This window comes from Rhodoferax sp. U2-2l (genome assembly GCF_020594515.1).
GTDB lineage: Bacteria > Pseudomonadota > Gammaproteobacteria > Burkholderiales > Burkholderiaceae_C > Rhodoferax.
In genome coordinates, this window is the sequence record NZ_JAJCTH010000003.1 from 90,619 (window position 1) to 101,934 (window position 11,316).

General features: G+C 65.2%; 7 protein-coding genes. 4 read left to right on the forward strand and 3 right to left on the reverse strand.

What is annotated here, in order from left to right:
• The first annotated feature begins 49 nt into the window (after positions 1-49).
• Positions 50-3,169, forward strand: a complete 3,120-nt coding sequence (locus LHU53_RS03645; RefSeq protein WP_227330729.1) for an L-glutamate gamma-semialdehyde dehydrogenase — start codon at positions 50-52, stop codon at positions 3,167-3,169.
• A 154-nt stretch (positions 3,170-3,323) separates the two neighbouring features.
• A complete protein-coding gene (locus tag LHU53_RS19790) occupies positions 3,324-4,964 on the forward strand; it encodes a methyl-accepting chemotaxis protein (RefSeq protein ID WP_304621920.1) in 1,641 nt (546 codons plus the stop codon).
• A gap of 23 nt (positions 4,965-4,987) precedes the next feature.
• On the opposite strand, the gene rocF is transcribed toward LHU53_RS19790, so the two are convergent.
• The 3 genes from rocF to LHU53_RS03670 form a co-directional block, all read right to left on the reverse strand.
• Positions 4,988-5,911, reverse strand: a complete 924-nt coding sequence (gene rocF / locus LHU53_RS03655; protein WP_227330730.1) for an arginase — start codon at positions 5,909-5,911, stop codon at positions 4,988-4,990.
• 10 nt (positions 5,912-5,921) lie between these two features.
• The gene (locus tag LHU53_RS19660; protein ID WP_255631903.1) at positions 5,922-7,469 is read right to left on the reverse strand and encodes a PAS domain-containing methyl-accepting chemotaxis protein; all 1,548 of its coding nucleotides are present in this window, start codon (positions 7,467-7,469) and stop codon (positions 5,922-5,924) included.
• Positions 7,470-7,622: 153 nt separating this feature from the next.
• The gene (locus LHU53_RS03670; RefSeq protein ID WP_227330731.1) at positions 7,623-8,099 is read right to left on the reverse strand and encodes an Lrp/AsnC family transcriptional regulator; all 477 of its coding nucleotides are present in this window, start codon (positions 8,097-8,099) and stop codon (positions 7,623-7,625) included.
• A gap of 138 nt (positions 8,100-8,237) precedes the next feature.
• Between LHU53_RS03670 and LHU53_RS03675 the strand changes: the two genes are divergently transcribed.
• Together LHU53_RS03675 and LHU53_RS03680 are read left to right on the forward strand one after the other, a co-directional pair.
• On the forward strand, positions 8,238-9,332 hold the full coding sequence (locus LHU53_RS03675) for a saccharopine dehydrogenase family protein (RefSeq protein WP_227330732.1): 1,095 nt from the start codon (positions 8,238-8,240) through the stop codon (positions 9,330-9,332).
• Positions 9,333-9,533: 201 nt separating this feature from the next.
• Complete coding sequence (locus LHU53_RS03680; protein ID WP_227330733.1) at positions 9,534-11,045, forward strand: aldehyde dehydrogenase family protein; 1,512 nt, start codon at positions 9,534-9,536, stop codon at positions 11,043-11,045.
• Positions 11,046-11,316: the final 271 nt, after the last annotated feature.

Consider the following 11,316-nt stretch of genomic DNA (forward strand, 5'->3'; position numbering starts at 1 on the left):
CGACACCATAGCGCTTTATGGTGACTTTTATTGTTGACGGAGATTTTTCATGCCACGAGTGTCGCGTTTGCCCAGCCCTTATCGCCCTGAGGCGCTGATCGTTTCCCAGCGGCTGCAGTCGCTGTCTCAGGCCCTGGACTGGGTGGCCGTGGCCCGCCGGGCCGCACCCTGGGTGCAGGCGGTGCGCGACAACCCGCCGCCGTTCTGGGCCATGGAAAGCCTGCTCAAGGAATACCCGATCAGCAGCAATGAGGGCTTGGCTTTGATGCGCCTGGCCGAAGCGCTGTTGCGGGTGCCTGATGCCGAAACCGCCATCGCACTCACCGCCGACCAGCTGGGCCGCGCCGATTTTGAAGGCAGCAGCGACAAGGTGTTGTCGCGCCTGTCCAGCACGGCCATTGCCATGAGCAAACACTTTTTGCCCACGGCGGGTCAAACCACCAGCGAACCCGGTCTGCTGGCCAAGCTGGGCGCACGCACGGTGGTGGCTGCCACGCTGCGCGCGGTGCAGCTGCTGGGGCGCCAGTTTGTGCTGGGCCAGACCATGGCCGAGGGCATGGCGGAGGCCACATCCGCCAAGAAAAAAATGCCCAACCTGCGTTACAGCTACGACATGCTGGGTGAAGGCTCGCGTACCGACGCCGATGCCCTGGCGCACCTGAAAAGTTACCAGAACGCCATCACCGCCATCGCCCAAGCGGCGGACAAGACCTGCGCTTGCGAGCTCAACGACGGCATTTCCATCAAACTCAGCGCGCTGCACCCGCGTTATGAAGACGCGCAGTTTGAGCGCGTGATGGCCGAGCTGGTGCCGCGTGTCTGGGGCCTGTGCCAGCAGGCCGCCCAGGCCAACATCAACCTCACCATCGACGCCGAAGAGGTGGACCGCCTCGAACTCTCGCTGGAGGTTTTCGAGGCGCTGGCCGCTCGGGTGGCCGAGCACACGCCGCAGTGGCGCGGTTTTGGCCTGGCCATGCAGTCGTACCAGACCAACGCGCAGGAGCTGGTCGAGCACGTCATCACCTTGGCGCGCCGCTACCAGCTGCGCTTCATGTGCCGCCTGGTCAAGGGCGCGTATTGGGATGCCGAGATCAAACGCGCACAAGAGCTGGGCCTGCCGCACTACCCGGTGTTCACCCACAAACACCACACTGATGTGAGTTACCTGGCCTGCGCCCGCGCGCTGCTGGATGCACCTGATGCGATCTATCCGCAATTTGCCACCCACAACGCCACCACCGTGGCGGCCATCCTCCAGCTGGCTGCCAAAGTCGATGGCAGCCCTGCTGCGTCATCGCATGCGGCGTTGGCCGCTGGCAGCGCGCCACCCGCTGTGGGGCCATCGGGCGCCGGTTGGGTCGGCGCAGCGCAGTTTGAGCTGCAGCGCTTGCACGGCATGGGTGAGGGTGTGTATGGCGAGGTATTGAAGAACCCGCAAATCGCCTGCCGTGTCTACGCCCCGGTGGGCGCGCACAAGGATTTGCTGGCCTACCTGGTGCGCCGTTTGCTGGAAAACGGCGCCAACTCGTCGTTTGTGCACCAGCTGGCCGATGAGTCTGTGCCCATCAGCGAACTTCTGGTGTCGCCATTGCGCCAGGAAACCCATGCCGCGCTGCCGCTGCCGCCCGATCTGTTTGGTTTTCAGCGTGCCAACAGCACCGGGCTGGACCTGACTGTGCCCGCCATGCGCGAGCCCCTGCTGGCCGCCTACGCCAGTCTGCAGGTGCCAACCGTGCCGCTGTTCGATGCCCAACAGGCTTCCAAGTCTTTGGCCATCAGTGCGGAAAGTTACACGACGTGGTGCAAGGTACCGGTGGCCGAGCGCGCTCAGATGTTGCGCCAGTCGGCCGATGCCCTGCAGGCCCAGCTGCCGCGGTTTTGCGCGTTGCTGGTCAAGGAGGCGTTCAAAACCTGGAACGATGCGGTGAGTGAGGTGCGTGAAGCCATCGACTTTTTGCGCTACTACGCGGCTCAGGCCGAGCGCATCATGGCCCCGCAGCTGATGCCGGGCATGGAAGGCGACACGCTGCTGGGCGTCACCGGCGAGAGCAATGAACTGACCCTGACCGGGCGCGGCCCGTGGGTGTGCATCAGCCCGTGGAACTTTCCGCTGGCGATTTTCATGGGCCAGGTGGCCGCCGCGTTGGCCACCGGCAACACGGTGCTGGCCAAACCGGCCGAGCAAACCCCCGGTGTGGCGCTGGAGGCGGTGAAACTGCTGCACGCCGCCGGGGTGCCCGAAGGTGCGCTGCAACTGCTGCACGGCTCGGGTGACACCGTGGGCGCCGCGTTGGTGGCCGCACCCGGTGTGGCGGGGGTGGTGTTCACCGGCTCGACCGCTGTGGCCAAACACATCAACCGGGCGCTGGCTGCCAAGGACGGCCCCATCGTGCCGCTGATCGCCGAGACCGGCGGCATCAACGCCATGCTGGTCGACAGCACCGCGCTACCCGAGCAGGTGTGTGACGCGGTGATGCAGTCGGCCTTTCGCAGTGCCGGGCAGCGCTGCTCGGCGCTGCGCCTGCTGTGTGTGCACGAAGACATTGCCGACACGGTGATCGCCATGATCTGTGGCGCCGCGCGCGAACTGGTGGTGGGTGACCCCACTGAACTGGCCACCGATGTCGGCCCGGTGATTGACGCCGAGGCCTTTGCGGGCATCCAGCGCCACCTGACGCGCTTGCGCACCGAGGCCCGGGATTTGCTCGGCGATTCAGGCGCACCCGGCGCGTCACAGCGGGCGGTCAAAGAAGCGCCTGAGTCACAACCCCTCCCCAACCTGATCGCCCCGCATGCCTTTGAAGTGAAACACATCAGCGACCTCAAGGAAGAAATCTTTGGCCCGGTGTTGCACATCGTGCGATGGGGCGGTGACCCGCTCAAGGTGGTTGCGCAGATCAACGCGCTGGGCTATGGCCTGACCATCGGCATCCAGACCCGCATCGACAGCCGCGCCCAGCAACTCGCCCGCGCCGCTCACATCGGCAACGTCTACATCAACCGCAACCAGATCGGCGCGGTGGTGGGGGTGCAGCCGTTTGGCGGCGAGGGGCTATCAGGCACCGGCCCCAAAGCGGGCGGGCCGCATTATCTGTATCGCTTTTGCGCCGAGAAAACCGTCACCATCAACACCACGGCGGCGGGGGGTAATGTGCAGTTGATGGCGTGAGCGCGGGGCCAAAACGGGGGGTGGGGTCGCCCAAGGGACTGGCGCGCGCGGGGGACCTGGTCAAGGCGTGCTATCGCTTTGTGGCATAGTCCGGCCCATAAACGGTGGGTGCAGCGTTGGCGATGTGCACCCTGTCCAACCTACGGAGACGCTCATGACCACTCCTGCCGCCGACCCTCGCACGGCCGCCCTTTTTGGCGACCGTATCCTTTTGCTCGGTATTGCGATCAGTGCCCTGGCGGCGCTGGTTCTGGGCGCCCAATTCATCGACACCACGCTGGCGGTGGCGGGCACGGTCATCTTTTCGCTGCTGGCCGGGGTGGTGTACGCCAGCGCCAAAGGCAGCGCGCTCAGCAAATATGTGCTGACCTTTGTGCTGATTGGTTTTGTGGTGCTGCACATCCAGTTGGCGCAGGGCATGATCGAGTTTCACTTTGGCGTGTTTGTCACGCTGGCGCTGCTGCTGGTGTACCGGGACTGGCGCATCATCGTGTTTGGTGCGGCCATGTATGCGGTGCACCATGTGCTGTTTGACCGGCTGCAGGCGGCGGGCTACGGTGTGTATTGCCTGTCTGAACCCAATTTCATGATCATCCTGTTGCACGCCGCGTATGTGGTGGTGCAGTCCGGTGTCGAGATCGTGCTGGTGATTGGCATGGCGCGCGCGGCGCAGGCCGGTGAAGAGCTGGGCGTGCTGGTGTCACGCGTGAACCAGGCCGATGGCATATGGCTCAATGTGGCCGGTGTCGCCACCGACACCCCGTCGAGCCAGGCGCTCAAGAGCACGCTGGAGCGCATGGATTCTGCCGTGTCGGCGGTGCGCACCGGCTCCAGCAGCATCGAGCTGGCCGCGGCTGAGATCGCCAGCGGCAACCAGGACTTGAGCAACCGCACCGAACAAACCGCCAGCAACCTGCAGCGCACCGCCAGCAGCATGGCGCACCTGACGCAGATGGTGACTCAGTCGGCTGAAAACGCGCGCCAGGCCAACCAGCTGGCCATGAACGCCAGCACCGTGGCGGCGCAGGGCGGCGCGGTGGTCAGCCAGGTGGTCGACACCATGCGCGGCATCAACGAGGCCAGCCGCAAGATCGGCGACATCATCAGCGTGATCGACGGCATTGCCTTCCAGACCAACATCCTGGCCTTGAACGCTGCCGTGGAAGCGGCCCGCGCGGGCGAACAGGGCCGTGGTTTTGCGGTGGTGGCGTCCGAGGTGCGCTCGCTGGCCGGGCGCAGCGCCGAGGCGGCCAAAGAAATCAAGACCCTCATCAACACCAGTGTGGAGCGGGTTGAGTTGGGCAGCACGCTGGTGGACCAGGCCGGCACCACCATGACCGAGGTGGTGGGCTCGATCCGCCGGGTGACCGACATCATGGGTGAAATCAGCGCCGCCAGCAACGAGCAGGCCGCGGGTGTCGCCAATGTCAGCGAAGCCGTGGCCGAAATGGACCAGGCCACCCAGCAAAACGCCGCGCTGGTCGAGCAGATGGCGGCTGCGGCAGGCAGCTTGCGCGCCCAAGCGCAGGAACTGGTGCAGACCGTGGCGGTGTTCAAGGCCAGCGACAGCGCCGCTGGTTACCGCGCGCCACCCGCCTTCAGCGCACCGCGTCCGGCACCCCGCCAGCCGATGGCGGCCCCGGCGCCGCAGCCCAAGCTGGCCGCCACCCAACCCGCCCGTGTGCAGCCGCGGGCCCCGCAGATCAGCCAAGCCGCCAAACCAGCCAGCCCACCACCCGCCAAGTCACCCGCCGCATCAAGCGCCACGCCGGATGACGAGTGGGAAACGTTTTAAACCGGGCCAGCCGTTGGGTGACTTTACGCGGCGGGTTTGCGCATCAGGGTGCTTTTGCCAAACAGCGACTCGATCAGGTCCACCGCCACCTCGGCGGTTTGGTTGCGCACATCAAAGGCCGGGTTGAGCTCCATCACGTCCAGTGAGGCCAGGCGACCGGTGTCGGCAATCATCTCCATGCACAGCTGCGCCTCGCGGTAGGTGGGGCCGCCACGCACCGTGGTGCCCACACCCGGCGCGATGTCGGGGTCGAGAAAATCGACGTCAAAACTCACATGCAGGTGGGTGTCGGCGTCCACCTGTGCCAGCGCCAGTTCCATCGCGGCGCGCATGCCCATCTCGTCGATGAAACGCATGTCAAACACATCCAGCCCGGCCTCGTGCACCAGGCGTTTTTCGCCTTCATCCACGCTGCGGATGCCAATCTGGCGCACCCATGTCGGGTTGATGGCCGGCACCTGGCCGCCGATGCGGGTCAGCACGTCCGGCCCGTAGCCGCACAGGCAGGCCACCGGCATGCCGTGGATGTTGCCGCTGGGGGTCAGGGCGTTGGTGTTGAAGTCGGCATGGGCGTCCAGCCACAACACGCGTAACTTCTTGCCCACTTCGCGGCAAAACCGCGCCACCGCGCTGATCGAGCCCAGGCCCAGGCAGTGGTCACCGCCGAGCAGGATCGGCAGGCGGTCTTGCTTCAGCTCGGCATACACCGCGTCGTGCACGCTTTGGTTCCAGGTGGCCACCTCGGCCAGGTGCCGGTAGCCGTCCACCGGCGCCAGCCAGGGGTTGCCCGGGCCGCTCAGGTTGCCACGGTCGATCACGTTCAAGCCGTGGCTTTGCAGCACCGGCATCAGCTTGGCCACACGCAGGGCTTCGGGGCCCATGCTGGCACCACGGCTGCCCGCGCCAATGTCGGTGGGCGCGCCAATCAGGGAGATGTTGGTTTGCATCCGGCGCACTCTACGCTGAAAACACCTTGACCGCTTCCACCAGGTGCAGGGACTGCTCGCCCATGCTGATGGCCGCCGCGCTGCTTTCTTCCACCATGGCGGCGTTTTGCTGCGTCATCTGGTCGAGTTGCGCCACCGCTTGCGCGACCTGCGAGATGCCCAGGGACTGCTCTTTGGAGGCCAGCGTGATTTCGCGCATCAGGTCGTTGACGCGGTTGACCTGGGTCACCACATCGGTCATGGTCTGGCCCACATCGGTGACCAGGCGGGAGCCGTTTTCGACCTTGGCCACCGAGTCATCGATCAGCGTCTTGATCTCCTTGGCGGCCATGGCCGAGCGCCCGGCCAAGGACCGCACCTCGCTGGCCACCACCGCAAAGCCACGGCCCTGCTCGCCGGCGCGGGCGGCTTCCACCGCGGCGTTCAAGGCCAGGATGTTGGTCTGGAAGGCAATGCCGTCGATCACGCTGATGATGTCGGCAATCTTGCGGCTGGAGGCGGTGATTTGCGCCATGGTGGTTTCCACCTGCGCCATGTCCGCGCCGCCTTTGGCCGCCACCTCGGTGGCTTCGTGCGCCAACTGGCTGGCCTGCTGGGCAGCGTCGGAGTTCTGTTTGACCGACGCGGTCTGTTGTTCCATGGCGGCGGCGGTTTCCTCCAAGCTGGAGGCGGTTTGCTCGGTGCGGTTGGACAAGTCGTTCACCGCGGCGGCAATCTCCTGGCTGGCCACCTGCACGGCCCCAGCCTGCTCATGCACATCGGCCACCAGCGACTGCAGGTTCAGGCCCGACTGGTTGATGGCGCGGGCGATCTGGCCCACGTCATCGCAGCGGTTGAGGTTCAGGTCGGGGGCCGCCTCGCCAGTGGCCACCTGTTGCGCCGCGACCTTGATGCGTTGAAGCGGGCCGGTGATCTGCGCCTCGATGAACAGGTTGGCCATCAGCACGCTACCCGCCAGCGCCGCGCCCGTGGTCAGCAGCGCGGTCAAGCCCAGGCCACTGGTTGCCAGCGCCGCGCCCGTGACCCCGGCCACGCCCAGCAGCGGCAGGCGCACCCGCCAGGCGGTTGGCAGCAACTGCAGGGCACTGGCCCAGCGCATCAGGCCGGTACGCACGATCAGCCCCCGGTGAAAAGCCAGGCCACGGGCCTGACCCGCCTTGAAGCGGGCATAAAGTGGCTCGGCGGCGTTGATTTCACTGCGCGGCGGGTGGGTGCGGACCGACAAATAACCCACCACCTGGCCACCCCGGCGCATCGGCGCGGCATTGGCACAGACCCAGTAATGGTCACCGTCCTGGCGCCGGTTTTTCACCAGGGCGCGCCACGACTGGCCGTCTTTGAGGGTGCGCCACATGTCCTCGAAAGCTTGCGTCGGCATGTCCGGGTGGCGCACCAGGTTGTGCGCTTGCCCGATCAGCTCATGTGTGGCGTAACCGCTGGTGCGCACAAAAGCGGCGTTGGCGTAGGTGATGTGGCTGGCCAGATTGGTGGTGGAGAGCAGTGTCTCATCGGCCGGAAACTGGTACTCCTGCTGGGTGACGGGGAGATTGGTACGCATGGCTACACTCTTTTTTTATTTACCAGGCCGGGGCCTGGCTCAACGACACGTCAGAACGACCGTTCAGTGTAGCGAAAGGCGGCGCGTGTCAACTTCCCATGACACCGGGTTCAAGGCAAAAACCACACCCTATTCACCCTTGACGTCAGTTCCTCACGTGCGCTCGATCTTCCAGGCCAGCGCGACCGAGGTGGTGGTTTTGACCACACCCTCCAGGTTGCGAATCTCGTCGAGCAGGTTGTTGAGCCGCACCGCCGACTCGGCGCGCAGCAGCCCCACATAGTCAAACTCGCCACTGACCGCGCACAGTTGGCGCACCTCGGGCATGCGCTGCAGCCGCTCCTCGATGCTGCGCCCGGCTTTGGGCTGCACCGTCAGACCCACAAAGGCCTGCAGACCTTGGTTGAGCACATCCTGGGCCAGGCGCACGGTGTAGCCGGCAATGACCCCTTCGCGCTCCAGGCGGCTCAGGCGTGACAACACGGTGGTGCGCGCGGTGCCCAGCTGGCGTGCCAACTCGGCCGCCGACGCGCGGGCGTTGGTTTGCAGCAGGGCCAGCAGTTCGCGGTCCAGCGCGTCACGCACCGTGGGCGACAGGGCGGGTGGGGTGCTGGGGGTGTCTGAAAACATGGTGTGTGGGTAATGGCGTTTTGACGAACGTTGCAGCATATCGTCAATTTGGCTTGCTGATTCGTCATATTCACAAGGCAGTTTGACATGAACCCACCTTAGACTGGGTGGTAAATGTCCATTACCAAGGAGAGAGTCATGCGTGTTGTTTTGATGGGTGCAGGTCACATTGGCCAAAGCATTGCCGCCCTGCTGTCGCGAAGTGGCGACTACCAGGTGAAAGTGGTGGATTGCAGCGTGGTCGCGCTCAAGGCGCTGAACGCTTTGCCGGTGGAAACCGCGCTGATCGACACCTCGGACGTGGCTGAATTGCGCGCCTGCATGACGGGTTATGACGCGGTCATCAACGCCTTGCCCTACCACCTGGCGCTGACCGTGGCCACCCAGGCCAAGGCGGCAGGCTGCCACTACTTTGATCTGACCGAAGACGTGGCCGCCACCCGCGGCATCATGGCGCTGGCGGCGGGCGCCCAGACCGCCTTCATGCCGCAGTGTGGTCTGGCGCCGGGCTTCATCGGCATCGTGGCGCACCATTTGTGCCAGAAGTTCACCGATTTGCACGAGGTCAAGATGCGCGTGGGTGCGCTGCCCGCCTTCCCGACCAACTCGCTCAAGTACAACCTGACCTGGAGCGTGGACGGCCTGATCAACGAGTATTGCCACCCCTGCGAAGCCATCCGTGACGGCAAAGTCATCGAGGTGCTGCCGCTCGAAGGCATGGAACATTTCAGCCTTGACGGCACCGAATACGAAGCCTTCAACACCAGCGGCGGCCTGGGCACGCTGTGTGACACGCTCAAGGGCCGGGTGCAGACGCTGGACTACAAAACCGTGCGTTATCCCGGCCACGGCGCCATCATGAAAATGTTGCTGCAAGAACTCGGCATGCAGCACGACCAGGAGACGCTCAAAGCCATCCTGCGCAAATCCATCCCGCTGACCATGCAAGACGTGGTGCTGGTGTTTGTGACGGTGAGCGGTGAATGTGATGGCAAGTTCATGCAAGAGGTGTTTGCCCGCAAGATTTTTGCCGACCGCAGCGAAGCCAACCCGATGAGCGCCATCCAGATCACCACCGCCGCCGCCATCTGCGCCGCGGTGGACTTGTTCCGTGAAGGCAAGTTGCCGCAGCACGGCTTCATCAAACAAGAGCAGGTGGCCCTGCCCGACCTGCTGGCCAACCGCTTTGGCAGCGCCTACGAGCAGTCACGCCAGGTCGAGTCGATTGGTTGAGGGGGCATTGCGCAGCGCCTGCGCTCCCCCGTTCAAGCCTGGCGCCATGCAGCCTGATACGGTTCGGCTTTCCTCCCTCTCCCGCTGGGAGAGGGCTGGGGAGAGGGCTACCGGTGGCCTTGGCGAGTCGCCCGTTCAGTGGTAAAAAAGCCCTGCAACCTTATGCCATAAGGCCCAATAGCACCTTTTTCAGGAGCCAACATGCGCACCTCTGTCACGGAACTGATGAGCTCGCTGGGCGTGGCCCCCGAAGTCCTGCAAGGCGGCGACCTGGCCACCCTGTCGCCCATCGACGGTCAACGGCTGGCCCAGGTGCACACCGCGCCGCTGACCGACGTGGCCGCCACCACCGAGCGTGCTCAAGCCGCCTTTTTGCGCTGGCGCAGCGTACCGGCGCCGCAGCGCGGTGAACTGGTGCGGCTGCTGGGCGAGGAATTGCGTGCCCACAAGCAGGCGCTGGGCGCGCTGGTGACGCTGGAGGTGGGCAAAGTGTCCTCTGAAGGCCTGGGCGAGGTGCAGGAAATGATCGACATCTGCGACTTTGCCGTGGGCCTGTCGCGCCAGTTGCACGGCCTGACGATCGCCAGCGAGCGCCCCGGCCATCGCATGATGGAAACCTGGCACCCGCTGGGCGTGGTGGGCGTCATCACCGCGTTCAACTTCCCGGTGGCGGTGTGGGCCTGGAACGCCGCGCTGGCGCTCGTGTGCGGCGACGCGGTGATCTGGAAACCGTCAGAAAAAGCACCACTGTGCGCGCTGGCGGTGCACGCGCTGTTAGAGCGCGCAGCCCGGCGGTTTGGCCAACCCGAGCTGACACGCGACCTGTGCCAGGTGTTGCTCGGCAATGGCGCGGTCGGGCAGGCGCTGGCGGACCACCCCAAGGTGGCGCTGGTGTCCGCCACCGGCAGCACCCGCATGGGCCGGGTGGTGGGTGAAAGTGTGGCTTCGCGCATTGGACGCTGCCTGCTGGAGCTGGGCGGCAACAACGCCATCATCGTCGCCCCCAGCGCCGACCTGGACATGGCCGTGCGCGCCGTCGCCTTTGCCGCCGCAGGCACCGCGGGCCAGCGCTGCACCAGCGCGCGCCGACTCATCGTGCATGAGCGCGTGTACGACGAACTGGTGGGCCGCCTGAAAAAAGCCTATGCCAGCTTCACCATCGGTGCGCCCGACGAGCCCGGCACCTTGCTCGGCCCGCTGATCGACCAGGCCGCGTTTGATGCCATGCAGCTTGCGCTGGCGCAGGCGCGTGTCCAGGGTGGCCAGGTCACGGGTGGTGAGCGGGTCTTGCAAGACCGTTACCCCAACGCGTTTTATGTGTCCGCGGCCTTGGTGGAGATGCCCGCGCAAAGCGGCGTGGTGCGCCATGAAACCTTTGCACCGATCCTCTATGTGATGGCGTACCAGACGCTCGATGAGGCGATCGCGCTCAACAACGATGTGCCGCAGGGCCTGTCGTCCGCCATCTTCACCACCGATTTGCGCGAGGCCGAAACCTTTCTGTCGGCCACCGGGTCAGACTGCGGCATCGCCAACGTGAACATCGGCACCTCGGGCGCCGAAATTGGCGGCGCCTTCGGCGGCGAGAAAGAAACCGGCGGCGGCCGCGAGTCCGGCTCAGACAGCTGGCGGGCCTACATGCGCCGCGCCACCAACACCATCAACTACTCCAGCGCGCTGCCGCTGGCGCAGGGGGTGCGGTTTGACATCTGACGACCGGGGGTGAGGGGAAGTACATTGGCACGCGAGAGCATTGGGTGTGGCGGCTGCCAGGCGGGCGGTGGGGTTGCCGTTCTCCGGCTTGCTCGCGGGTGATGGTGTTGGTCCGTCTGGCGCTCAGGTGTCGCTGTTGGGTTGGTTCGCCGACTTTCACGTCACGCGAATAGGGCCTGCGCCCGACAACCCCACCACCCGCCCTCAACATGTTTGGATGGGGTGTTGGGGTTCAGGTTCAGGCTAATTGCGGAAATTCGATTTGCCAATC

Bases quoted from the DNA above. Each gene is read 5' to 3' on its own strand.
- LHU53_RS03645 (WP_227330729.1), top strand. From the start codon at position 50: ATGCCACGAGTGTCGCGTTTGCCCAGCCCTTATCGCCCTGAGGCGCTG.
- LHU53_RS19790 (WP_304621920.1), top strand. From the start codon at position 3,324: ATGACCACTCCTGCCGCCGACCCTCGCACGGCCGCCCTTTTTGGCGAC.
- rocF (WP_227330730.1), bottom strand. From the start codon at position 5,911: ATGCAAACCAACATCTCCCTGATTGGCGCGCCCACCGACATTGGCGCG.
- LHU53_RS19660 (WP_255631903.1), bottom strand. From the start codon at position 7,469: ATGCGTACCAATCTCCCCGTCACCCAGCAGGAGTACCAGTTTCCGGCC.
- LHU53_RS03670 (WP_227330731.1), bottom strand. From the start codon at position 8,099: ATGTTTTCAGACACCCCCAGCACCCCACCCGCCCTGTCGCCCACGGTG.
- LHU53_RS03675 (WP_227330732.1), top strand. From the start codon at position 8,238: ATGCGTGTTGTTTTGATGGGTGCAGGTCACATTGGCCAAAGCATTGCC.
- LHU53_RS03680 (WP_227330733.1), top strand. From the start codon at position 9,534: ATGCGCACCTCTGTCACGGAACTGATGAGCTCGCTGGGCGTGGCCCCC.